Origin of the sequence: Erwinia sp. HR93, from assembly GCF_034555055.1 — a bacterium.
GTDB lineage: Bacteria > Pseudomonadota > Gammaproteobacteria > Enterobacterales > Enterobacteriaceae > Apirhabdus > Apirhabdus apintestini.
Window position 1 is genome coordinate 1,057,727 of the sequence record NZ_JAXUDP010000001.1, and the last position, 24,158, is coordinate 1,081,884.

The 24,158-nt window shown below is 52.7% G+C and carries 22 protein-coding genes, 1 pseudogene and 1 riboswitch; of the genes and pseudogenes, 16 read left to right on the forward strand and 7 right to left on the reverse strand.

The window, feature by feature from the left end; translation table 11 throughout:
• The first annotated feature begins 89 nt into the window (after positions 1–89).
• Positions 90–374 carry a hypothetical protein gene (locus SFA31_RS05020; RefSeq protein WP_322836984.1) on the forward strand — a complete coding sequence of 95 codons (285 nt, stop codon included), beginning with the start codon at positions 90–92 and terminating at the stop codon, positions 372–374.
• A 234-nt stretch (positions 375–608) separates the two neighbouring features.
• A complete protein-coding gene (locus SFA31_RS05025; RefSeq protein ID WP_322836985.1) occupies positions 609–2,240 on the forward strand; it encodes a Na/Pi cotransporter family protein in 1,632 nt (543 codons plus the stop codon).
• Positions 2,241–2,493: 253 nt separating this feature from the next.
• Here SFA31_RS05025 and SFA31_RS05030 read toward each other — a convergent pair.
• A pseudogene (locus tag SFA31_RS05030) lies at positions 2,494–2,775 on the reverse strand (hypothetical protein); the annotation flags it as partial.
• Positions 2,776–3,023: 248 nt separating this feature from the next.
• Positions 3,024–4,385, reverse strand: a complete 1,362-nt coding sequence (gene lysC, locus SFA31_RS05035) for a lysine-sensitive aspartokinase 3 (protein WP_322836986.1) — start codon at positions 4,383–4,385, stop codon at positions 3,024–3,026.
• 117 nt (positions 4,386–4,502) lie between these two features.
• A riboswitch (Lysine riboswitch) is annotated at positions 4,503–4,695 on the reverse strand.
• Positions 4,696–4,887: 192 nt separating this feature from the next.
• On the opposite strand from lysC, the gene SFA31_RS05040 reads away from it, so the two are divergent.
• Positions 4,888–5,130 carry a hypothetical protein gene (locus SFA31_RS05040; protein WP_322836987.1) on the forward strand — a complete coding sequence of 81 codons (243 nt, stop codon included), beginning with the start codon at positions 4,888–4,890 and terminating at the stop codon, positions 5,128–5,130.
• Between the two features lie 45 nt (positions 5,131–5,175).
• Positions 5,176–6,831 (forward strand): glucose-6-phosphate isomerase, encoded by a 1,656-nt coding sequence (gene pgi, locus SFA31_RS05045; RefSeq protein WP_322836988.1) that lies wholly within the window; start codon positions 5,176–5,178, stop codon positions 6,829–6,831.
• A gap of 117 nt (positions 6,832–6,948) precedes the next feature.
• Here pgi and SFA31_RS05050 read toward each other — a convergent pair whose 3' ends face one another.
• On the reverse strand, positions 6,949–8,370 hold the full coding sequence (locus SFA31_RS05050; protein ID WP_322836989.1) for an L-fucose/L-arabinose isomerase family protein: 1,422 nt from the start codon (positions 8,368–8,370) through the stop codon (positions 6,949–6,951).
• Between the two features lie 660 nt (positions 8,371–9,030).
• Here SFA31_RS05050 and yjbE point away from each other — a divergent pair.
• The 5 genes from yjbE to psiE all read left to right on the forward strand — a co-directional run bounded on the left by yjbE (position 9,031) and on the right by psiE (position 13,494).
• On the forward strand, positions 9,031–9,282 hold the full coding sequence (yjbE, locus tag SFA31_RS05055) for an exopolysaccharide production protein YjbE (protein WP_322836990.1): 252 nt from the start codon (positions 9,031–9,033) through the stop codon (positions 9,280–9,282).
• A 64-nt stretch (positions 9,283–9,346) separates the two neighbouring features.
• On the forward strand, positions 9,347–9,985 hold the full coding sequence (locus SFA31_RS05060; RefSeq protein WP_322836991.1) for a YjbF family lipoprotein: 639 nt from the start codon (positions 9,347–9,349) through the stop codon (positions 9,983–9,985).
• Complete coding sequence (locus tag SFA31_RS05065; protein WP_322836992.1) at positions 9,982–10,719, forward strand: capsule biosynthesis GfcC D2 domain-containing protein; 738 nt, start codon at positions 9,982–9,984, stop codon at positions 10,717–10,719. Before SFA31_RS05060 ends, SFA31_RS05065 begins: the two co-directional genes overlap by 4 nt.
• On the forward strand, positions 10,719–12,815 hold the full coding sequence (locus SFA31_RS05070; RefSeq protein WP_322836993.1) for a YjbH domain-containing protein: 2,097 nt from the start codon (positions 10,719–10,721) through the stop codon (positions 12,813–12,815). Before SFA31_RS05065 ends, SFA31_RS05070 begins: the two co-directional genes overlap by 1 nt.
• Positions 12,816–13,080: 265 nt before the next feature.
• On the forward strand, positions 13,081–13,494 hold the full coding sequence (psiE, locus tag SFA31_RS05075) for a phosphate-starvation-inducible protein PsiE (protein WP_322836994.1): 414 nt from the start codon (positions 13,081–13,083) through the stop codon (positions 13,492–13,494).
• A 572-nt stretch (positions 13,495–14,066) separates the two neighbouring features.
• Here psiE and SFA31_RS05080 read toward each other — a convergent pair.
• The gene (locus SFA31_RS05080) at positions 14,067–14,324 is read right to left on the reverse strand and encodes a hypothetical protein (RefSeq protein WP_322836995.1); all 258 of its coding nucleotides are present in this window, start codon (positions 14,322–14,324) and stop codon (positions 14,067–14,069) included.
• A 70-nt stretch (positions 14,325–14,394) separates the two neighbouring features.
• On the opposite strand from SFA31_RS05080, the gene SFA31_RS05085 reads away from it, so the two are divergent.
• From SFA31_RS05085 to ubiA, 3 genes are all read left to right on the forward strand, one after another.
• Positions 14,395–14,811, forward strand: coding sequence for a hypothetical protein (locus tag SFA31_RS05085; protein ID WP_322836996.1), 417 nt, complete (start codon positions 14,395–14,397; stop codon positions 14,809–14,811).
• A 266-nt stretch (positions 14,812–15,077) separates the two neighbouring features.
• Entirely contained in the window at positions 15,078–15,578 is a 501-nt protein-coding gene (ubiC, locus tag SFA31_RS05090) for a chorismate lyase (RefSeq protein ID WP_322836997.1), read from the forward strand.
• Positions 15,579–15,589: 11 nt separating this feature from the next.
• Positions 15,590–16,462 carry a 4-hydroxybenzoate octaprenyltransferase gene (gene ubiA / locus SFA31_RS05095; protein ID WP_322836998.1) on the forward strand — a complete coding sequence of 291 codons (873 nt, stop codon included), beginning with the start codon at positions 15,590–15,592 and terminating at the stop codon, positions 16,460–16,462.
• Positions 16,463–16,860: 398 nt separating this feature from the next.
• Here ubiA and plsB read toward each other — a convergent pair whose 3' ends face one another.
• A complete protein-coding gene (gene plsB / locus SFA31_RS05100; protein ID WP_322836999.1) occupies positions 16,861–19,299 on the reverse strand; it encodes a glycerol-3-phosphate 1-O-acyltransferase PlsB in 2,439 nt (812 codons plus the stop codon).
• 131 nt (positions 19,300–19,430) lie between these two features.
• Between plsB and SFA31_RS05105 the strand changes: the two genes are divergently transcribed.
• Both SFA31_RS05105 and lexA read left to right on the forward strand, forming a co-directional pair.
• Entirely contained in the window at positions 19,431–19,799 is a 369-nt protein-coding gene (locus tag SFA31_RS05105) for a diacylglycerol kinase (protein ID WP_322837000.1), read from the forward strand.
• A gap of 108 nt (positions 19,800–19,907) precedes the next feature.
• Positions 19,908–20,516, forward strand: coding sequence for a transcriptional repressor LexA (lexA, locus tag SFA31_RS05110; protein WP_322837001.1), 609 nt, complete (start codon positions 19,908–19,910; stop codon positions 20,514–20,516).
• A gap of 131 nt (positions 20,517–20,647) precedes the next feature.
• On the opposite strand, the gene SFA31_RS05115 is transcribed toward lexA, so the two are convergent.
• Positions 20,648–20,863 (reverse strand): hypothetical protein, encoded by a 216-nt coding sequence (locus SFA31_RS05115; RefSeq protein WP_322837002.1) that lies wholly within the window; start codon positions 20,861–20,863, stop codon positions 20,648–20,650.
• Between the two features lie 546 nt (positions 20,864–21,409).
• Between SFA31_RS05115 and dinF the strand changes: the two genes are divergently transcribed.
• Both dinF and SFA31_RS05125 read left to right on the forward strand, forming a co-directional pair.
• Positions 21,410–22,738, forward strand: a complete 1,329-nt coding sequence (gene dinF, locus SFA31_RS05120) for an MATE family efflux transporter DinF (RefSeq protein WP_322839296.1) — start codon at positions 21,410–21,412, stop codon at positions 22,736–22,738.
• Between the two features lie 291 nt (positions 22,739–23,029).
• On the forward strand, positions 23,030–23,239 hold the full coding sequence (locus tag SFA31_RS05125; protein WP_322837003.1) for a CsbD family protein: 210 nt from the start codon (positions 23,030–23,032) through the stop codon (positions 23,237–23,239).
• Positions 23,240–23,316: 77 nt separating this feature from the next.
• Here the strand turns inward: SFA31_RS05125 and zur are convergent, their stop codons facing one another.
• The gene (gene zur, locus SFA31_RS05130; RefSeq protein ID WP_322837004.1) at positions 23,317–23,838 is read right to left on the reverse strand and encodes a zinc uptake transcriptional repressor Zur; all 522 of its coding nucleotides are present in this window, start codon (positions 23,836–23,838) and stop codon (positions 23,317–23,319) included.
• Between the last annotated feature and the right edge of the window lie 320 nt (positions 23,839–24,158).

Below are 24,158 nucleotides of genomic sequence, written 5' to 3' on the forward strand. Positions count from 1 at the left end.
TCTCTTGGCAGAGTCGACGCTTCTGAAAATGAGTAAACGCAAAACTATTGCTTAAAAAGGTGATGCTAAATTCCAGCGGTGGCTGTCAGATGGCTTTGGAAAGCGGAAAGCGGAAAGCGGAAAGCGGAAAGCGGAAAGCGGAAAGCGGAAAGCGGAAAGCGGAAAGCGGAAAGCGGAAAGCGGAAAGCGGAAAGCGGAAAGCGGAAAGCGGCGTTACCGTCGATGGCTCAAATCATTGTTACCCGTGCATGCCCCAGCCGCTGCGGCTGGGGGGGACTTACGATAAAATCTGTTCCGGCTCCCAAAACGGGGGAGATTTAGCGAGAGTGCTTATACTTAAGCCCGTTGGGATCGTTGAGCATTATCGTCTTTAGGTGCGTTCAATACGCCGATGCCGACGGTGGGCGTACCTCATACCGGCGCTGCCTGGACGCCCGGAGCGTATGACTGAACATCCTGACAGGCAGATACCATTATCGTTTCACAGCGTGCGGCACTATCAGCCTAATGAGCGCAGAATTGAATTTTCTATCGCTGGCGCGGCGGCCAGTTGGGTAACAATCACGGTTGCTACCAGGGAAACGTAAAATAAAGATTAAGGAGAAGGTGTGTTAACTCTGTTACATCTGCTATCAGCGGTGGCGATGCTGGTTTGGGGAACGCACATTGTGCGCACCGGCGTTATGCGCGTATTTGGCGCGCGTTTGCGCAGCGTGTTAAGTGGCAGCGTTGAAAAAAAACCGCTCGCATTTTGCGCCGGCATTGGCGTTACCGCGCTGGTACAAAGCAGTAATGCGACGACGATGCTAGTGACATCTTTTGTCGCTCAGGATTTAGTGGCATTAACGCCTGCGTTAGTCATCGTATTGGGAGCCGATGTCGGCACCGCGTTAATGGCGCGCGTATTAACTTTTGACCTCTCATGGGTGTCGCCGCTGCTAATTTTTATCGGCGTGATTTTTTTCCTCGGGCGTAAACAGACGCGTGCCGGGCAGCTAGGGCGAGTAGGCATTGGCCTTGGGCTAATATTATTGGCGCTGGAACTGATTGTGCAAGCCGTCACGCCCATCACCCAGGCCGCCGGTGTAAAAGTCATTTTTGCCTCGCTGACCGGCGATATTATGCTGGATGCACTGATTGGGGCTATGTTCGCCATTATCAGCTATTCCAGCCTGGCGGCGGTGCTACTGACGGCGACTTTAACGTCCACCGGAGTTATCTCTTTCGATGTGGCGCTTTGCCTGGTCATTGGCGCCAATCTTGGCTCCGGATTGCTGGCGATGTTAAACAACAGCGCAGCGAATGCCGCCGCCCGGCGCGTGGCGTTGGGCAGTCTGCTATTTAAATTAATTGGTAGCCTGCTGGTATTACCCTTCGTGCATCTACTGGCCGGTGAAATGCGTCGGCTGGCGCTCCCGGAATCTGAGCTGGTTATCTATTTTCACGTGTTCTATAACCTGATCCGCTGCCTTGCAATGGTGCCGTTTGCCGGCGTGATGGCGCGCTTTTGCCAGCGAATCATTCAGGAAGCGCCGGAAGTGGGAAACCGCATGAAGCCGAAGCATCTCGACGCCAGCGCGCTGGATACGCCAGCGTTGGGGCTGGCGAACGCGGCGCGGGAGGCACTGCGTATGGGCGACGTGCTGGAGCATATGCTGGAAATCTGGAATAAGGTGATGCACGGTGAGCCGCGCCAGGCAAAAGAGTTGCGTAAGCTGGCAGACGATGTGGACGTGCTGCATACCGCAATAAAGCTCTACCTGGCGCGCATGCCGAAGGAAGAGCTGGCGGAAGAGGAGTCCCGGCGCTGGGCGGAGATAATCGAAATGTCGCTTAATCTCCAGCAGGCGGCGGATATCATTGAGCGTATGGGAGGCGAAGTCGCGCATAAATCGCTGGCGGCGCGGCGCGCGTTTTCTCCGGAAGGGTTGAAAGAGTTGGATAATCTGCTGCAGCTCTTGCTCAGTAATTTGCGTCTGGCGCTGTCGGTCTTTTTTTCCAGCGATGTTGCCAGCGCTCGTCGCCTGCGTCGCAGTAAACACCGCTTTCGTATTCTGGATCGGCGCTACGCGCACGCGCATGTTGACAGGTTGCATCAGCAGAACGTGCAAAGTATTGAAACCAGTTCGCTGCATCTTGGGCTGCTGGGCGATATGAAGCGGTTAAATTCACTGTTTTGCGCCGTGGCTTACAGCGTGCTGGAACAGCCGAATGACGACGATGAGCGTGATGAATATTGATGTTTGAATAACAGCGCTGGCGACCAGATACCTCTCTGTAAACGGAATAGCGGGTCGCCAGCGGTTTCCCTTCATAAAAACTTTTCTGTCCGGCCAGAGATAATCCATTCCTTGAGATTAAAACCGTTCGCCCGCTGCGCGGCAGCGCGCGAGTATCGGCCAAACGCTATTTTCGTCAGAATAGCGGCCTGCTCTTACCCCGCGCGGGCGGAAGGCCACTAAAATGTAACGGATTATCTTGCGTCGCCCGCAATTACTTCGCACGGGGCCGGGGCTGGCTGAAAGATAACGGTATGCCGCGCGCGACAGTGCACTGGGTCGCTACGGCTTTCCCCGGCCGGTATCCTGCCAGTAATGAGTCGGCTATCTTGTGCCGCACCGAAAACAGCGCGCCCGGCAGCGCCGTTAACGGTGAGAAATAGCGTTTGCCCAGCGTCGCGGCAAGCCCTGAATTTTGCATCCCGACTTTAATCGCAGGCGTTCGATGCGTGGACTCATCAAACCCAAACAGCCGCCCGCCCCGGTAACCACCTAGCCTTGGGGTTGAGAGGAAGACCTCGACCGGCTGGTATATCAGACACTGATGGTAACCTCACTCCAGAATGGGCGGGCCTAAATATTTTGCTCTGATGTAAATCACGTCCTGCCGCAAAGCCGGGGTAACAGGGCGGTCTTTTAATACGCAGTATTTTGGTGGGGGCTTTTATGATGCGCGGAGCGCTTATTGCCGAAGCGTAGCGCCCGGTTGCCCGGGCGCGAAGTAAAATGCGATTTCGCCAGAGGCTATTCAAACAAATTGCGGTGCAGCTTTTGCACGACCTGTTCGGCCTCGCTGCCGGGCACCAGAAAACATAAGTTGTGACTGGAAGCGCCGTAACAAATCATACGAATATTAAATGGATCCAGTACGCCGAACACCTCTTTTCCTACACCGCTGGCGGCGCAAAGGGAATTACCAATCAGCGCAATGAGCGCCAGGTCTTCTTCCACTTCGACCCGGCACAGAGAAGATAGCTCGGTTAGTAGCGCGCTGGTGAGCAAGGTATCGCCGGTGGATGTGGAGCCGGTGGTATCCAGCGTGAGCGCTACATTAACCTCTGACGTAGTGATTAAATCTACCGAGATATTGTTACGAGCCAGAATGCTGAATACTTCCGCCAGAAAACCGCGTGAATGCAGCATATTGAGGCTGTGCAGCGTTAACAGCGTTTGTTTTCGACGCAGCGCCAGCGCTCGAAATAGCGGCGGATGTTCGGTTTTTTTGCACACCAGCGTTCCACCCGCGCGCGCATCTTTGCTGGAGCCAACAAACACCGGAATATCACTGCGAACGGCGGGTAAAAGCGTGGCCGGATGCAACACCTTGGCGCCAAATGTCGCCATTTCCGCCGCTTCTTCAAAGGCGATGCGATCAATACGTTTCGCCGCCGGGACGATGCGCGGATCGGTGGTATAAATACCCGGCACGTCGGTCCAGATATCGACTCGGCAGGCGCTAAGCGCCTCGCCCAGCAGCGCTGCGGTATAGTCGCTTCCGCCACGACCGAGCGTCGTCGTACGGCCATTTACGTCGCTGCCGATAAACCCTTGCGTAATAATTAGTGATTGCGCCAGGCGCGGAGCCAGTTGCTGCTGCGCCAGTTCGGCCAGCGCATTGATATCTGGCTCGGCGCGTCCAAAGCGATTGCTGGTGCGCATAATTTTACGCGCATCAAACCACTGCGCCTCGGCGCCACGGTCACGTAGCACTTCGACAAACAGCAGGCTGGACATCAATTCGCCATGGCTGACCAGTTCATCGGTAAGGGCGGGAGAAGGAGCCAGCGCGGCGGCTTCCGCCAGCGTGGTCAGATTATCCAGCAGGCGGTCGATTTCTTCACGAATCGTATGGGGATCGCTTAGCCGGTCAAGAATGGCGTACTGGATAGCGCGAACGGCATCGAGTTTTATGTAGCGCTCCGCGTCCTGCAACCCTTCAGCCAGGGCGACCAGCAAATTGGTGACGCCTGCGGAAGCGGAGAGCACCACCAGCCGGGTATCAGTATCAGATAAAACGACATCGGCGCTTCTGTCCATGGCGTCAAAATCAGCAACGCTGGTGCCGCCAAACTTTGCGACAACGGTAGGGAAAGTAACTTGCGTCATGAATAACCTCGTGTCAGGGAGCCATCCTGGATGGCCATCATCATGAAATACCCTGGTACAAAGTAAGAGCGGGAAACGGGGCAGACGTAGAAGCGAGAATAAGGCATGCGCTACGGTTTACCCAGAAGCGCTCCACCTTGCGAAACGCTGCACTGCGGCGCTCCGGGTGACAACCCAGGGGATTCAGCCCCTGCGGTCGGAAACTTTCGCGGCCGACGCGCAAATTTCCTCGGCGTTGCTCCCCCTCCTGTGTCTTCATTGGATAGGCTCCTCGGACACACTACCTGGGCGACGCACCTCTTCTGGCTTACGCGCTATTGCGCATAAGTTGCACCGATAGGTGTAACCCGCGGGCAGGGGGGCTGTCAATCACTTTGCCGATGCTGTGCGCGCGTCATATTTTTTTAGGCGATAACGCTTTACGCTCAGCAGTCTGCACTCAATCGCACCTGTAAACCGCTTTTTTTAAGCGCGCGGCATACTACTAAATCTGGGGCACGACATGATTTTTAACGCGACAAAAAACCGTGGTGGCGCGCAGGGGGGCAAAATTATGCAGCGGATTGTTGCCGTTAATTGGGCGGCAACAATCCCAGAAAGTCGCCTTAACGTAATGCCTTATCGCTCTTTCTTAACGCCGCTGATTCAGGCATCGCACGTCGGGCAGGGCAAGGATTACCGAACAAACGTTATTTTAAAGGGCATAAAAATCATCACGATTCAGCGCGTGTGGCGCTACAATTGACCCCAGTTGCAGTTCTCCTATCACAAGATCATAAGAGTATTTGCCATGAAAAATATTAATCCCACGCGTACCGCCGCCTGGCAGGCGCTGCAAAAACATTACGATACAATGAAAGATGTCACTATCTCTGAGCTTTTTGCCGATGATAGCGATCGTTTTCAGAAGTTTTCTGCGACGTTTGACGATTTAATGTTGGTTGATTTTTCTAAGAACCGCATTACTGAAGAAACCCTGGCGAAACTGCAGGATCTGGCAAAAGAGGCCGATCTTACCGGCGCTATCCGCGCAATGTTTTCGGGTGAAAAAATTAACCGTACTGAGGATCGGGCGGTGCTGCACGTGGCGCTGCGTAACCGCAGCAATACGCCAATTTTGGTTGATGGCAAGGATGTCATGCCGGAAGTTAACGCCGTGCTGGAGAAGATGAAGCATTTCTCCGAGGCTATTATTTCCGGTAGCTGGAAAGGCTATACCGGCAAACCTATCACGGACGTTGTTAATATCGGGATTGGCGGCTCGGATCTTGGGCCGTTTATGGTGACTGAGGCGCTGCGCCCGTATAAAAATCACCTCAATATGCATTTTGTTTCTAATGTCGACGGCACGCATATTGCCGAAACCCTGAAAAAAGTAGATCCGGAAACCACGCTTTTCCTGGTGGCGTCCAAAACCTTCACCACCCAGGAAACGATGACCAACGCCCACAGCGCGCGCGACTGGTTCCTGGAAACCGCTGGCGATGAAAAACACGTTGCTAAACATTTTGCGGCGCTTTCTACCAACGCGAGGGCGGTGAGCGAGTTTGGCATTGATACGGCAAACATGTTTGAGTTTTGGGACTGGGTTGGCGGCCGTTACTCTTTGTGGTCAGCGATTGGCCTGTCGATTGTTCTGTCCGTCGGGTTTGATAACTTCGTCGAGCTGCTTTCCGGCGCCCACGCGATGGATAAACACTTCTCGACCACCGCGCCTGAAAAAAACCTGCCGGTGCTGCTGGCGCTGATTGGAATTTGGTACAACAACTTCTTTGGCACCGAAACCGAAGCGATTCTGCCGTATGACCAATATATGCACCGCTTTGCAGCCTATTTCCAGCAGGGAAACATGGAGTCGAACGGTAAGTATGTCGATCGTAACGGTAATCCCGTTGATTACCAGACCGGGCCAATCATTTGGGGCGAGCCGGGCACTAACGGGCAGCACGCGTTCTATCAATTAATTCACCAGGGTACTAAGCTGGTCCCCTGCGATTTTATCGCGCCTTCTCTTTCTCATAATCCGCTATCCGATCATCACCCGAAACTGCTGTCTAACTTTTTTGCCCAGACTGAAGCGCTGGCATTCGGAAAATCCCGCGAGGTGGTTGAGCAGGAATATCGCGATCGGGGAAAAGATCCGGCGACGCTGGAGTACGTGATACCGTTCAAAGTGTTTGAAGGAAACCGCCCAACCAACTCTATATTATTGCGTGAAATAACGCCGTTTAGCCTTGGCGCACTGATTGCGCTCTATGAGCACAAAATCTTTACCCAGGGCGCTATTCTGAATATCTTCACCTTCGATCAGTGGGGCGTGGAACTGGGTAAACAGCTGGCGAACCGTATTTTGCCGGAGTTGAACAATGACAGCGCGGTAACCAGCCACGACAGTTCCACCAATGGGCTGATTAATCGCTATAAAAGCTGGCGAAAAGCGGACTAACGGTGCGTTATCCCGGCCCGTCAGGGCGGTTATCCTGAAGGCAAAAATAGCCGGGGCGGAGAAACGTTGGTTTCTCCGCCCCGTTATATTTACGCCCTTTGTCTCTGCGGCGGTGAATTAACAAATGTTGGCGCTGCGCACGCCTAGAATTTTAGCCAGTTTTTGCAATGCATCGCCGACGTGGCCCGTGGCGATGGCGCAGTGATGCGCGGGGCCGCCCTCGCACCAGCGCTGAGTGAACGCTTTTGCGCCGCCGGGGAACCGGTAGTTGCTGTTCGTATTTCCGATATCCAGCGTTTCTCCGTTAACCGCTTCACCTTCCGCGTACTGCAATGTGATAGTGCCGTCGCGATGCTCAATAACGGAGAGGAACGTTACCGGGCCGGGCGCGACGGTCATTTGAATCGACACGCCTTTTCCCGGTTTACCGTGATAAAGCGGAAGCGGCACCAGTTTCACTTTTTCTGCCGACATCCGCAGATGCGCCGGACCGTCATGCCCCCACTGCACGGTATCATCAGTGAAGTTAATACCATAAGGCTCGGCGAACGATCCGCCAGCGCCAAGCAGGCTAAGTATTTTCATCGCGATGACGTTTTTTATTTCGCACTCTCCGGCAACGGGAATGCCGCGCGCGGTGAGCAGCGTATTGCCGAGGATCACTGAGGTAATAATGTTTTCATGGGCGGAACCGGGCGCGCCTTCATAGTAGTAAGCCATTCCTCCCAACTGGTGCTTTTCAACCAGCGAGTCCAGCGCGGTGGCCGTGGTTAATGCCCTTTTTATCTCCGCTTCTTCGCAGGCGCTATCGACGTCCAGCGCGTGGATAACTTCAGCGTATTTGCGGGCAAGCTGTTCGGTTTCTACCTTTTCTCGTATCGTCGCCAGTTCACACATTTCAAGGATTTTAAAGCGCACTCCAAGCCGCGCCGACAGATTGGTTATATTCGAATAAACATCGTACATGCCGTCATAATAGTGACCCAAAATACCGATATTGGTTGCGGCCAGCGCTTTAGCCGTATGCATTGCAGCCAGCCAAAGGTGAATTTCTCGCCAGGCCTGCTCATCCTTCAGGTGGCCGATAATAAGCTCATACCCGATATCGCTGCGCTGAAATACATTGATGAGTTCCGGAGCGCTGCAGGCCTGGCAGTGTTCGAGCCACTGGCCGGTGCGGGCGCCGCGATCGGGAAGTTGATTGATAGCGGCACAGGGGATGCTGACTTCTGGCTGCAGCGCGAGGACTAACACCGGCACTTTCAGTTTTTGAACCAGCGGCAGGACCGTAGCGCTAAGCGCATAGGTGGTAATGTAGAGCACCAGCGCGTCGACGCGCGCAGTTTCAAAGCGTGATATTGCGCGCTCCATCGCCTCTTCATTGTCGACTAAACCGCCGTTAATAATCGCGTAATTATCGCGGCTTAGCCCCACGGCGACGTGCTCCAGATAGCCTTCAAGCCGGGGTTTCAGCGCGGGAAATTGCGGCCAGTAGGTATCCAGTCCAATACCAAAGAGGCCCAGTGTTAGCGTAGACATACATCGCTCCTGTTGCGCAGAGAATGTACAACCTTAGAGGATTCAGAACAGGAAAACCTGCCGTAAAGTGACACGGGTCGGCGTTTTCTGGCAGTGCCGCTGAGATTGGGGCTGCGAGCTTCACATTTAGAATTTATCCCGACCGGGGCCGCGTTATTGGTTCTGGGGATATGCGCTGCCGGTAAGAGCTAAAGCAGCGGCAGGATCTGTGAATCGCCTGCGGGCAGCGCCGATCGCGTTTGCCGGAATAATTCCCCACGGCGCACAGTTGTTACAGGAAGAGTGTGGAAATATATCGCTTTATTCATACATGAAATAACGTGGAAATTAAATAAGGGCCTCTTACAATTATTAAAAAGATTACTTTTTCTGTGGAGTTATTCTATTTATTTAGGATTGTGGGATTCATCCTAAAATATTTTTCATATTCTCTGGTTATCGTCTTTTATTTAAGAATATCTTTATATTGAGTGTTGCTAACATGATAATTATTAATGATTTTTAATCCTTATTTTTAATGATGAATTTGCTTTCATTAATATTTCTCCTCGTCTGAGTTTATATATATCCCACTGTAAGGGGCTTTCTTTTGTTGTGTATACTCGCTGCGCCTGGAATTTTCCAGGTACATCTCCATTCATTCATTGAAGGGAAATTGTTATGAAAAAAGTGCTTTATGGCGCTATGGCCATACTGACGCTGGCTGCCGCTAGTGCGGCAAATGCTGATCCGATTTCGGTTGGAGAGGCGGCTGGTAGCGCGGCGACCTCTGTTTCGACAGGGAGCTCTACGGCAACCAGTTCCAGCACGGTAGGGTCTGCGGTGGGGGTTGCTCTTGCGGCCACCGGCGGTGGTAACGGTTCAAATACCGGAACCACCACAACCACCACGACCAGCACCACCCCTCAGTAAATGCGATGAGGGCTGTAACCATAACCACACTGCGGTGTGGTTATTTTGACCTTGGGGATATGTCGTGCAGCGACTTGCGATTGTGATGCTTTGCCTGTGTTTGCAGGCCTGTGCTTCGGACACGCCGGGGCCGGGGAAATCGCTCTGGAATAGCCTGTTTGGGACCTCAGGCGTCAGGCTAACGGATAACGAAATCGAAAATATGCCGTATGCCAGCCAGTATGTGACGCTTAATGGCGGACCGCAGATTTTCGTGGTACTGGCCTACGCGGAAAACGGACGCCAAAAATGGGTGACTCAGGACGAAGCCATGTTAATCACACAGCGAGGGCGCCTGGTGAAGACGCTTGGGCTTGGCGATAACCTGATAAGCGTGACGGATACCGAAGATGACCCGCTCAGGCAGCCCGCGCAGATTACCAATGGTGCCCGGTGGGCGCGCCAGGCGATGTGGACCGAACATCAGCAAATTCGCGCTGCCACGCTGCGCTCCAGTTTTCACTGGGAAGGTAAAGACACGCTGAGCGTCGGGCCTGCCAGCACGGCGGTTCGCGTATTGAAAGAAAACGTTATTAGCGAGCGTGGGCGCTGGGAAAACCGCTACTGGGTGGATAACGAAGGGCAAATTCGCAAATCAACTCAGCTGCTCGGCCCGAACTACTACCCCATCACCACATTGATGCTGAAAGCGGGGAAAGAATGAGAACGATCCTGACCTGCTTTTCTTTGCTTCTGGCGCTAAGCGGCATCAGCTACGGCGCCGGCGATGTGACCGTTCATTTGGCGGGCGGCGCTGCGCCGCTGAAACTCTCCGGCGTGGAACGGCTTGCCGATTTGGTGACGCAGCCAGCGCTGGCGCAGAGCTGGTGGCCCGGTGCGGTGATTGCTGAACCCAATGCCAGCGCGGTCGCGCAGCGGCGCCATCGGGCGTTACTGCAGCGCCTGGCGGCGCTGGCCTCAGAGAATCCCGGCGAGACCGGCGCGGCGTTTGAACAACTGCGCCGCCAGCTTGCGGACATGCGAATAACCGGCCGGCTGCGCGTAAATCTCGACCCTGACTGGGTGCGCGTACACGCCGAAAATAATCTGCCGCTGGACGGTCACTATACGCTGTGGGCGGGCGCGCAGCCTGCCAGCGTGACGCTACTGGGGCTTACGAGCGCGCCGGGGAAAAAAGTCTGGGTGCCTGGGCGCAGCGTAGATGCCTACCTGGATGGCATTAGCCGGCTTCGGGGCGCGGAGCGCAGTTACGCCTGGGTCATTTATCCCGACGGGCGCACGCTCAAAGCGCCGATAGCGTACTGGAACCACCGACACATTGAACCCACGCCGGGAAGTCTTATTTTCATCGGCTTTGCTGACGCTCTCTTCTCTTCCGCCCGGGATGGCTTGAACGAGCAGATTCTGTACTCCCTGACCCATCGGATACCGGATTGATGAAGACACGCTATTTCTACAGTTTTTTAGCGCTGGCCGTTGCCGGTGCCTGCCATGCCGAAAGCTATCCGGCACCCATCGGGCCTTCCCAATCGGATTTTGGCGGCGCTGGATTACTGCAAATGCCCACCGCGCGTATGGCGCGCGACGGTGAGTTTAGCCTTAACTATCGCGATAACGATCAATATCGTTTTTACTCGGCATCCATGCAGTTAATGCCGTGGCTGGAGACCACATTACGCTATACCGACGTGCGTACCCGCAATTATTCCAGCGTCGAAGCCTTCTCTGGCGATCAAACCTACAAAGATAAGTCTTTCGACCTCAAGCTACGTCTGTTGCAGGAAGGCTACTGGACGCCGCAGGTGGCGCTTGGGCTGCGCGATCTTGGCGGCACCGGGCTGTTCGATAGCGAATACCTCACTGCCAGCAAAGCCTGGGGACCGTTTGATTTCACGCTGGGGCTGGGATGGGGATATTTAGGCACCGCGGGCAACGTAACCAATCCGCTGTGCCGTGCCAGCGATAAGTATTGCTATCGCGATAACAGCAACAAGAAAGCGGGCTCGTTTAATTCCGGGGATATGTTTCACGGGCCGACATCTTTGTTTGGCGGCATTGAATATCAGACGCCATGGCAGCCGCTGCGCCTGAAGCTGGAGTACGAAGGTAATGACTACACCGGTGATTTCGCCGGGAAGCTGGACCAGAAGAGCAAATTTAACGTTGGAGCGATTTATCGCGTTACCGACTGGGCGGACATTAACCTTGGCTATGAGCGCGGCAATACCGTTACTTTCGGCTTTACGCTGCGCACCAACTTTAATGACTTGAAACCTGCCTATGCGGACAACCGCGCACCAGATTATCGACCCCAGCCGCAGGACGCCATTATGCAGCACGCGGTGGCGGCCAACCAATTAACGGCGCTGAAATATAATGCGGGGCTGGATGCGCCGAAGATCCAGACTAAGGGTGATACGCTCTATGTCTCCGGCGAGCAGATAAAATATCGGGACTCCCGCGAGGGCGTGGCGCGGGCAAATCGCATCATTATGAACGATCTTCCCGAGGGCGTGCGCACAATACGTATTACGGAAAACCGCCTGCATATTCCGCAGGTCACCACAGAAACGGAGGTGGACAGTCTGCGTCGCCACCTTGCGGGCGAGCCGCTCGGCCATGAAACGCCGCTGGCGCAAAGGCGGATTAACCCCGAGGCGCCGGAAACTACCGAGCAAGGCTGGTATATCGATAAACCCCGCTACGGCGTGTCGCTCGATCCGGTTCTGAATCAGTCGTTTGGCGGTGCCGAAAGTTTTTATATGTATCAGCTTGGGGTAATGGGCACCGGTGATTTATGGCTGACGGATCGTTTGTTAACTACCGGCAGCGTCTTTGCCAACCTGAAGAATAACTACGATAAATTCAACTACACCAATCCGCCAAAAGACTCCCATCTGCCGCGCGTGCGTACCCAAGTGCGTGAGTACGTGAAGAATAATGTGTATGTGAATAATCTTCAGGCGAACTATTTCCAGTACTTAGGAAAAGGCTGGTATGGCCAGCTTTATGGCGGCTATCTGGAAACCATGTTCGGCGGCGTGGGCGGTGAAGTGTTGTATCGGCCGCTCGACAGCAACTGGGCGTTCGGCCTGAACGCTAACTACGTGAAGCAGCGCGACTGGCGCAGCGCGCAGGATATGATGAAGTTCACCGATTACAGCGTGAAAACCGGGCATCTGAGCGCTTACTGGACGCCGCCGTTTGCGCACGGCGTATTGGTGAAGGCCAGCGTGGGCCAGTATCTGGCAGGCGATAAAGGCGGGACGCTGGATATCTCGAAACACTTTGACAGCGGCGTTGTGGTCGGCGGCTATGCGACCTTGACCAACGTTTCTGCCGAAGAGTATGGCGAAGGTGAATTTACCAAGGGCGTATACGTTTCTGTGCCGCTCGATCTCTTCTCTTCCGGCCCAACGCGCAGCCGCGCGCAGGTTGGCTGGACGCCATTAACCCGCGACGGCGGCCAGATGCTGGGCAGAAAATTCGATCTTTACGGTATGACCAGCGATCGCAACGTGCGTTTTCGCTGATCCCGCTTGCCGCATAGTTAATAGCTACCCGGAGCCACGGCGCTTTGTGCGGCGATTTTAATTTCTGAGAGACGCCGCGTTCATTAAGCCTGTTACCCGTTTCTTTTAAACGGGCGGCTGTAACGCGGTGGAATTTTTTGTTCGCCTGGCCGGTGGCGGGCATGGAATCTGAGCCGATAAAAGTTAACAAATAAGTAAAAAACTGGATCAATATCACGTTTTTGCACTATAACTGGCGACAGGCAAGCAACGTGAAGAGAAAACCATGTCCGAACCCGTCCGTCGTCGCGCAGCGCTGGTCGCTTCTGCGCTGCAGAGCGTTTTAAACCTGGGGCTGCTGGGGCTGGCAGTGATTCTGGTGGTATTCCTGGGCAAAGAGACCTTTCATTTAGCGCACGTTCTGTTTACCCAGTCTGAAGCCGTCACCAAGTATCAACTGGTAGAAGGGCTATTAGTATGGTTCCTCTACTTTGAATTTATTGCCCTGATCGTGAAGTATTTCCAGACCGGCTATCACTTCCCGCTACGCTATTTTGTTTATATTGGCATCACGGCCATTGTGCGGCTGATTATTGTCGATCACAAATCGCCGCTGGATGTTTTTATTTATTCCGGCGCAATTCTGTTATTAGTGATTACCCTGTGGTTATGTAATACCAGCCTGTTAAAGCGGGAGTAATAAGCCGTATATTATAGGATAAGAGCGGATGTATTTATTTTTATTTGGTTTTTTTCTTAATGCGGTGCTTTTTGTCGATGGCTTAATGATATTGATACAACGATTATTATAGTATTAATGGTTTCTGGAGATAAATCGACAATTTCAATACCAAGGGGTGACGTATAAATATGGAAATTGTATGTCCTAAGTGCTTAAGCGCTGCTGACAATGTTGATAAAGAAACATTGAAATGCAGTAAGTGTCACAGTGAGTTTCATAAGATAAAGTTCCGTTCGACTTTATTAAAAGTGGCAGTAGTGATGGCGGTGGGCGGTGGGCGGTGGGCGGTGGGCGGTGGGCGGTGGTATGGGATTTCATAAGGCGAAAGAAGCCCGGTATCCTGTAAATATCGAATACGCAATCATTGATTCCTGCGTAACCTCTTCCGGGAACGATATTACCTATCGTTTACTCGATAAAAAACGAGAGAAGTGTATCTGTGCTCTGGAAAGAACCATGAAGAATATAGAATTTGATGAATCCGACGATGCAGCATTAAAGAGAGAGTTCAGTAAGAATATCAAAAGTTGTTAATTATACCCTATTGAAATAATGCTGATAAAAAGCACCGAGGGAAGATTACCCACGGCACAACTTAATTTACTTTCCTTTATAAGAGTTATTGTCACGGTCACTAGCAGGATAATTTCCTGTATTTTTCGGGAAGCTAGTAAAATGTTATGCACATTAAATTCCTCATTAATCTTTTTAGGGGGATTATTGCCACGACGCTTGCCTGACTCGTGGTGTGGCCGCTGACTTGGGGCATTCTCAAGTGTATTACTCATTTTAAACTCCTTATTAAATTAGCTTGCTCACTGTGAGCGAGAATGACTATATCAACCGTGATGGGGACAAATGGGGACATCAAAGCGGGTATCGGAAAGTGCAAAAGCACAAACGCAGCAATTACAGGTAGAGATAAAGAAAGCGTTAGGTGAGCTGAACTGGTCATGGGGCAAACTGGCTGAGGAATGGTGTTACAGTCGTTTTAACCCGGAAAATGATGGGGAAGATTACGATGCCCCCAGGGAGCTTATTGACACAGTCACTGAAAGGATAAAAAAACAGCTCACCCGCACAACCACTAAAGTTGAGGTGTTGAAACGGTATTTGGTGGTTATTCAGGAACATGATGACTTTGGAAATAAAAAACAGACTGTGAAATTGAAATATATATCTTTTGCATCATGCCCTATCTCGCTTTCATGGATGAAAAAACACTCTGAAGAGCTGGATAAAAGGCTGATGATGGAGGATTACGAAGAAGAGTAAATCCCCCGCCTTCACTTCTATCGCTGAGTATGGCTCCGCCCCTGCGCGGGCGTGCGGACGTTACAGGTTAATGCACAATTTTATTGTGCGTTATGCATTATTAACTCTAATCTTGAAAGGGGTATGTATTGTCTGGCAGCCAAAGCGAGCGCGGCCGTCGTTGCAGCTTTGTTATCCAAACGATCGAGAATCTGTAGGTTAACGTCCACGCCTCATGGCTTCCAGGGTACAATGCTGCGTCCAGAGCCAGGTTTGGAGAATGCGCTATGTCTCACCCCGCATTAAAGCAGCTGCGAGCCATTCGCTACTTTCAGCGCCCGCCGGAGATTACGCCCGCGCTGCGCGAATGGCTGCTTCTTGAGGATTCAATGACCCGCCGTTTTGAGGGCTGCTGCGAGCGGGTAAGCGTAACGCTGCTATTTGAAGATTTTGTCTCCGCGCAGGCGCTGTTACCGCAAGAAGCAGCGCTGCTCCCGGCAGATGAACGTTACTGGCTGCGGGAAATTTTACTGTGTGGGGACGGTGCCCCCTGGCTTGCCGGGCGCACCCTGGTGCCAGAATCCACCCTGAATGGCCCTGAACTGGCGCTGCGTAACCTCGGGACGACGCCGCTGGGGCGTTATCTGTTTACCTCTTCAAATTTAACGCGCGACTTTATTGAAGTAGGGCGGCACGATGCGCTATGGGGAAGGCGTTCCCGCCTGAAATTGTCAGGAAAACCACTATTATTGACGGAGCTATTCCTGCCTGCGTCACCGCTGTATTGAGAGGATGAAAAATGGAGTGGAGTCTGAAGCAGAGTAAACTGCTGGCGTATCACCGCCTGATGCGTACTGACAAACCCATTGGCGCGCTATTGCTGCTTTGGCCCACGCTGTGGGCTTTGTGGCTGGCAACGCCGGGGGCGCCACCGCTTTCCATTCTGCTCGTTTTTATCGCCGGCGTTTGGTTAATGCGCGCGGCGGGATGTGTAGTCAATGATTATGCCGACAGGAAATTTGACGGGCACGTTAAGCGCACGGCTAATCGCCCGCTGCCCAGCGGCGCGGTTACCGGCAGAGAGGCGCGCACGCTATTTGTGGTGCTGGTGGTGCTCTCGTTCCTGCTGGTGTTAACGCTCAATACAATGACCATCCTGCTTTCCGTGATTGGGCTGGCGCTGGCGTGGGTCTATCCGTTTATGAAGCGCTATACCCACCTGCCGCAGGTGGTGCTGGGCGCGGCGTTTGGCTGGTCCATTCCGATGGCGTTCGCCGCGGTGAGTGAAAGCGTGCCGCTTTCCTGCTGGCTGATGTTTCTGGTGAATATTGTCTGGGCCGTGGCATACGATACGGAATATGCTATGGTAGACCGGGATGATGATCTGAAGATTGGCGTAAAATCAACGGCGATTCTGTTTGGGCGCTACGACACGGTGATTATCGGGCTGCTGCAGGTGGCGATGCTGGCGCTATTGGCGCTGATTGGCGAGCTTAATCACCTCAATCTGGCATGGTATTGCGCTCTGGCGCTGGCGGGTGGGCTGTTTGTCTATCAACAAAAGCTGATGGTTGGCCGCGATCGCGATGCCTGTTTCCGCGCTTTTATGAATAATAATTATGTCGGGCTGATTTTATTCGGCGGTCTGATGCTGAGTTTCCTGCCGTTTTAATCTCGCCGAGATAGCCAGTATTCAACGCTGCCCGCCCCGTGCGGGCATTTTTTTATTACGCTTTAGCTCTAGCTTATTATTTCTGCGTAATTGGCGAGGGTTGAGGTGAGATATGGCGACTCTTGATGAGAAGGCGTTAAAAAGCGCGCCGGCTGGGCGTGAGATGCGCGGCTATAATGCCCATTTGAGTATCAATTAGTATCGCTTTTTGCCAGCCAGTGGTGGATTACTTATGGAAAATACGAACATAGATACGGGCTGCATTTGATTTGTCGGAGCCCTGGCATCGGGGGCAGTAAAACGGCATGGCGTTAGGCGCCTTATGACGAGCTTGGGAAGGGTGAAAATTTACCGCCTTTTGCAAGGCGGTAAGAGGGCTGCAGGCGGGCGTCAGGCCGCTATGCTTTTTCCGGAAGGCCGCTTTGTGCTACGGAGCTTTCAATGGTCAGACGCACATCCGGCGCCAGCAAATCGGAGAGCAGCCGCCATGCAAGCAGCGCTTTTTCCCGATCCGCATCGTCGGTGTCGCTCAGGTAGCCTTCATCGCGCAGCGTCAGCACCAGAGTTGAGAAGACCGCTTTGTCGAAAAATTCCGGGGCATTAATGCCGTGCAGCATCGACAGGCGCTGGGCCAGAGTGCGGCTTTCTTTCTCCAGCGTGCCGCGGTTCATGGTGGGGTTATTGCTCAACAGCCAGAATGTGATGGCATAGCGCTGAATAGTTTCCCGCGCGCCGGCCGCCAGTAGCTGCAGCGTACGTGAACGAGTGGGGTTAAGCTGTACCGTATCACCATTAATTAGCAACAGGCCCTGGCGCTGCATCTCTGCCAGTAACGCATCGACTTCGGCTGCCAGCGCCGGGGTATCCCAGTGCAGGAAAAGCTCAGCTTTCAGCATGGGATACAGTAGCGTTACCTGGCGCAGTAGTTCATCGCGAGTAATATGCCGACGCTGAGTCACCATCTGGGCCAGCAGGGATGGCAGAATCAGCATATGCATCAGATTGTTGCGATAATAAGTCATTAATATTGCCTGTTCCCGCGGCAGGATAATAATCTCGCCGATGGTGTCCTGCTCAACTTCAAACTTATTCATGCGTAATGCGTGATCGATAAGTTCGCTAGCGCTGGCGGACGGCACGGTAGTGTCCGGCGCGTAGGGCACATTGCGCAGCAGATCTATATAGCAATCTAGCTGTTCAAGAAGCTGCTCGCGGGTAAGCGAGCGCTGGCGTGAGGCCAGCAGCGCCGTACAGCACAGGTTCATGGCATTAGCGGCGGCGGCGTTATTAATACGCACCATTAACGTGGCGGCGATTTCGTTTACGGCGGGCGTTAGCCAGGCCGGACGCACGGCTTCAATAGGATCAATGTCTTCGCGCCATTCAGGCACGCGCTGATTCAGCCAATTGTTCAGCGGAATGGGTTCGCCGAAATTGACGTAGCCTTCGCCAAGATTGCGCAGTTTGCTAAGGCCGCGCAGCATTTGAAGCAGGCTCTCTTTTTCTTTCGTGGCCCCGCGCAGCTCTTTCGCATAGGTGCCAACTTCCATCACGTGTTCATAGCCGATGTAAATAGGCACCAGGGTTATCGGGCGGGAGCCGCCGCGCAGCATTGCCTGTAGTGTCATCGAGAGCGTACCCGTCTTCGGCTCTAGCAGGCGCCCGGTGCGGGAGCGCCCGCCTTCAACAAAATATTCCACGGAATAGCCGCGGCTAAAAAGTTCGCCTAAATACTCACGGAACACGGTTGAGTAAAGCTTGTTTCCGCGGAAGGTGCGGCGGATAAAGAAAGCGCCGAGGCGGCGGAATATTGGGCCGGCGGGCCAGAAGTTCAGATTGATACCGGCGGCAATGTGCGGTGGCACTAAACCCTGATGGTATAACACGTACGACAGCAATAAATAATCCATATGGCTGCGGTGGCAGGGAACGTACACCAGCTCATGCCCTTCATGCGCCAGCTTGCGCACCCGTTCAGCATTATGAACGTTAATCCCCTGATAAAGCCGGTTCCAGGTGAAACCAAGTACGCGGTCGGTAATGCGAATGGCCTCATAGGAGAAGTTGGCGGCAATCTCTTCCATTAGTGCAATGGCATTTTGCTGCGCTTTTTCATGCGAAATTTTTTTGCTGCGAGCTTCATCCTCGACCGCCCGAGCGATAGCCCGGGATGAAAGGAGTTTATTAAACAGATCCTGGCGAGCAGGAAGGCGCGGCCCTACGGCGGCTAAACGGAGGCGGGCGAAGTGCATACGCGCAACGCGCAGCAGTTTCTGCGCGATGCTTTTATCGGTGCCGTGTTCCGTGGCCATCCAGCGCAGCGAGACGGGCGTGGAAAAACGGACAAAGCTATCGCGGCCCAGCCACAGCACCGCAAAAAATTTCTGAATACCATTAAGCATGCGTAAAGGAGGATTTGATTCTCCTTTTTCACGCCCGGGCGAGCGCCCGAACATAACGGAAACCGGCACCAATTGGATATCCAGATTAGGGTTGCGCCGGTGAAGATCCAGATAATCATGAAACAGTTTTATCGACTCTTCTTTTGGCGTGTAATAAGTAAATACGCGCGGTCCGTCGTGGACAAATACGTAGCGCGGTAAAACAATGCCATCAACCTCAAGCGGATCGAAGGGATCGGGCAGATCGTGCGCCAGACACTGTTCACGAAGCGTCAGAATGTCCGCTTTTGAATTGTACGGTAAGACATAAATTATCGGTCTGGAGATATCGAGCCCCAGCTCAGCGCAGGGATCTTCAGGAACTAATTTACTTTTTACCAGCAAACTTAGTGGTAAATTAAGCAACTTATAGAAAAAGTGGGGCCAGTCTACCATAGACAATGTTAAGCCTCTGAGTGAAGAGCGTCATTACGGCGCAGCATACCAGAAATAGCATATAAATTCTGCGACATTGCTGTATTTACGGCTTTTTCGCCAGGACGCAAATTTTAAAAAAGGGTTTTTTCATGGCTAATAGTACCACCGGTATTACCCGTATTATCAAGGCTGCCGGCTATTCCTGGAAGGGGCTTCGCGCCGCATGGCGCAATGAGGCGGCCTTTCGTCAGGAAACATTACTGGCGGTCGCGGGCATAATCATCGCCTGCTGGCTGGATATTGATGCGTTAACGCGCGTGCTGCTTATTGGATCCGTGGTACTTATTATGATCGTTGAAATTCTTAATAGCGCCATTGAAGCAGTGGTTGATCGTATCGGTACTGAAAAGCATGAACTTTCTGGCCGCGCGAAGGATATGGGATCGGCGGCGGTATTCATTGCGATGCTGCTCGCCGCTTTTGTCTGGATCTCATTATTGTGGCAACGCTTTTATTGATTCGCCCGGTATTGCGATAAGTCGCTGGTTTTTGCTGAATTATGGTTCCCTTAACGTATTGCGCTGTATATACTCACAGCATAACTGTATATACAACCAGGGGGCGAAATGAAAGCGTTAACGGCCAGACAGCAGGAGGTTTTTGACCTCATCCGGGAGCATATTAGCCAGACGGGTATGCCGCCAACGCGGGCAGAGATTGCTAAGCAGCTTGGATTTCGTTCTCCGAATGCCGCGGAAGAGCATTTAAAGGCGCTGGCGCGGAAAGGCGTAATTGAAATCGTCTCTGGTGCCTCCCGTGGTATTCGACTGATGGTGGAAGAAGAAGCAGGCCTTCCGCTGGTAGGGCGCGTTGCCGCCGGAGAGCCGCTGCTGGCGCAGCAGCATATTGAAGGGCACTATCAGGTTGATCCTTCTTTATTCAGGCCTGGCGCTGATTTTCTCCTGCGCGTGAGCGGTATGTCGATGAAAGATATCGGTATTATGGACGGTGACTTACTTGCCGTACATAAAACCCAGGAAGCACGCAATGGTCAGGTAGTAGTTGCTCGTATTGAAGACGAGGTCACGGTGAAGCGGTTAAAAAAACAGGGAAATGTTGTCTGGCTACTGCCAGAAAACAGTGACTTCGAGCCGATTGAAGTGGATTTGCGTTCGCAAAACTTTAGCATTGAGGGCTTGGCCGTCGGCGTTATTCGCAACGGCGAATGGCTCTAACCGTTTTAAAACACTAAGCCTTCCTGGCTATTATCTGCGGTATATTTGGATTAAGCGCCAGCCATCCTGTCGGCGCTTTTATTCGCGTGCTGCCAGCCCACAGGCGGCGCGCAGTGTGTCAGCTATTACAATCAGAGTAGTTTCCTCAACGTCAGACGTTGCCAGGCGCACCGTAATTTCAGGGCAGGATGCTGCGCGGCGAACTCTACTTTTTCAGCGCTGCGCTGAGATGAAAACGACAGGGGAAGGGAAACATAGCCGGCCGATGCAGAGTCGATAAGCAAAGGGATGCGGGTTAACTGAAGCAGGTAAATTATGGCGGTGTGTGGCAGGTTATTTGCCTGCACGCACGGCCTTCGCCCGGTAATTCCTTTGCACAATAGTTTTAGCCTGCGCTCCAGCTTATACGGTGGAAGGTGCTCTGATATACGCATTCGTCTGGGATTAATGTACATATCTTCCGGATGCGTATATCTTCCGTGCCTGCCAGATGCTTATCTTATTAGCCGGTCGCTTTTCTTGTCAGGAAGAAAGCGCTGGTGATGTATTTGATAGAGCCATCATACTTACCTTATCCCGCTTATTCACAGGTTGTTTCAGTGTCCGAGGCGTTACTGACCTCTATTTAAGCTTTTTAATATTCATCTCAACAATGCTGCCTGAACTTAAGAACGTTATTTGCCGTTAAATTGGATACACTTTGCGGCCCGGTCTATTTAGCTTTATTGAGAGCACCACGCTAACTTGTGAATATCTGGCTGAATGCAGGGGCACTAAAGCGCGCGCAATCATTTGCCATGTTACGCCTGCGCTACGCCCGATCGGGTAGTTTAGAACCATGAAGCCTGCTGTTCGCAGCAGGAGAAGATAAATCATTATAAATGGGCTGGACGATGCCTTTTTTCCATAAAACAGATAAAGCACTGTGGCGGCTGGCGCTGCCGATGATTTTTTCCAATATCACTGTACCGCTGCTGGGGCTGGTGGATACCGCCGTTATCGGCCATCTTGATTCGCCAGATTATTTGGCCGGCGTAGCCGTGGGAGCAACCACGACCAGCTTCCTGTTTATGCTGCTGCTTTTTTTACGTATGAGCACGACGGGGCTGACCGCTCAGGCGTGGGGGGCTAAAGATATCCCGGCGCTGGCGCGCGCTTTAGCTCAGCCTATGATGCTGGCGTTAAGCGCAGGGGTTGCTATCGTTGCGTTACGTACTCCACTGATTGACCTGGCTTTGCATGCGGTGGGCGGCAATGAAAATGTTTTATATCAGGCGCGTCGTTTTCTGGAGATCCGCTGGCTTAGCACGCCGGCCTCGCTGGCGAATTTGGTGCTATTAGGTTGGTTATTGGGCGTCCAGTATGCGCGGGCTCCGGTTATTTTGCTGGTGGTGGGGAATGTGTTGAATATCACACTCGACCTTTGGTTCGTTATGGGACTTGGCATGAACGTGCGGGGGGCAGCGCTGGCAACGGTAATAGCAGAATATGGCACGCTGCTGGTGGGACTAATTATGGTATTTCGAGTGATGCGCCTGCGCGGTATAGATATCCAGCTACTCAAAGGCGCGTGGCGCGGCAATCTGCGCCGTTTACTGGCGCTGAATCGCGATATCATGCTGCGTTCGCTGCTATTACAGATATGTTTCGCGTCGCTGACCATCTATGGTGCCAGGCTAGGGAACGATATTGTTGCGGTCAATGCGGTGTTAATGACGCTACTGACGTTTACGGCCTATGCGCTTGACGGCTTTGCTTATGCGGTGGAGGCGTATTCCGGGCAGGCTTACGGGGCGCGCAACGGTGGGCAGCTACTTAACCTGTGGCACGCTGCCTGTCGGCAGGCGGGGCTTGTCGCGCTGTGCTTTGCCGTTATTTATGCCTGCTTTGGGCGCTATATCATTGCAGTGTTAACTTCGCTGCCTGAGTTACGAACGCTGGCCGATCACTACCTGTACTGGCAGGTTCTGTTACCGGTGATTGGCGTCTGGTGCTATTTGCTGGATGGTATGTTTGTAGGTGCTACCCGTGGCGCTGAAATGCGTAACAGTATGGCGATTGCGGCGGCCGGGTTTGGTCTTACGCTGTTAACCGTACCTGTTTTAGGCAACCATGGCCTATGGCTGGCGCTGGCGGTTTTTTTAGCGCTTCGTGGCCTGTCGCTGGGGTGGTTCTGGCGCCAGCATTGGCGCAACCGTTCCTGGTTTGCGGATGTAGAGTGACGGTGCTTGCCCAGCAGCGTAATAGTCGGCCTTTACTATTGATGCGTCGCCATCCTGAAAATCTTTCCGTCAGAAGCGGGATAGTCGGCTGCCAAGTATTTTTTAGGTAAAAACTCTTAAAACACCGCTGAATATAAAATCCTTGTCTAAACTTAAGGCTCAATGCGACGGTTGAGCCTGTGTAGCAGACGTTATGTTACCGATTGCCAGCTTTACCGTACGACAAAGAGTATGCCACTTTGCAGAGTATTGAATTTCTGGCTTGATAAACCGAACGATAAGGAGTTTGTAATGAATAAAGATCAAATCGGTGGTAACTGGAAGCAGTTCAAAGGCTCAGTGAAAGAACAATGGGGCAAATTGACAGACGACGATTTCACCGTGGTGGAAGGTAAACGCGATCAGCTCGTCGGTAAAATCCAGGGGCGTTACGGCTATCAGAAAGATCAGGCAGAAAAAGAAGTTTCTGACTGGGAAAAGCGTAACGATTATCACTGGTAACCTTTTCTCTCAATGTGCGGCCTCATCATGAGGCACCCTCAGGTACAAGGACGTACCGCACTTACCCCGCGCTATATTTATCCTTTTCGCCCGCGCTTCTTTTGCATCGCGCTATGATCGTGGCGGCAGGTATTTTGGTTACGACAGGCTTCAATCTCGGCGCATGAGACACACAGCCCGTGAGCTTCAATAACATTATGGTGAAGCGCAAACCCTTTTTTTGCCGCCAGCAGATGCATAATATCTTCCACTCCCTCGGCGCTCTCTTCTTTTACCTGGCCACAGCGATCGCAGATAAACATTGCGGATGTATGCGTTGGCTCATCAAAATGATGGCACACCACATAACTATTGGTGGATTCCACTTTATGAACAAATCCCTGTTCCAGTAAAAAATCCAGCGCTCGGTATATTGTTGGCGGTTTGGCCTGCGGTTCACTGACCTTTAGAAGATCGAGAAGATCATATGCGCTAATGGCACTATTATGCTGCGCCATCAGGCGTAGCACTTCCAGCCGCTGCGGCGTCAGACGTACATTACGTTGCAGACAGAGATTTTCTGCACGAGCGAGTAGGTCCTGCGGGGTAGTCATCTCCATCTGCATCCTTTAAAAGAGTGGGGTGGAGAAACTGTAACACGATCTGCGCGCAACGCTGAAATATGGGTTCAGCATTCTGAATCCAGCGGCTCGGTTTAGAAAGGTAAAAGGATCCTGATTCATCATGATTGATAAAGGGCGTATGGGGATGACATTCCTTTTTATCACCTGAGCGCTCCCCGGCTTTGCCGTAGGTGATGCTCACGAAAGGCGCGCGCGGCTTATATTCCATGCGAATATTTGTGAGCCGCTATGTGTGAATCAAAAAGGGCTGATAATAAGAAGGTGAAGGCGCCATTATTTGCCTAAACCGCAGCCAG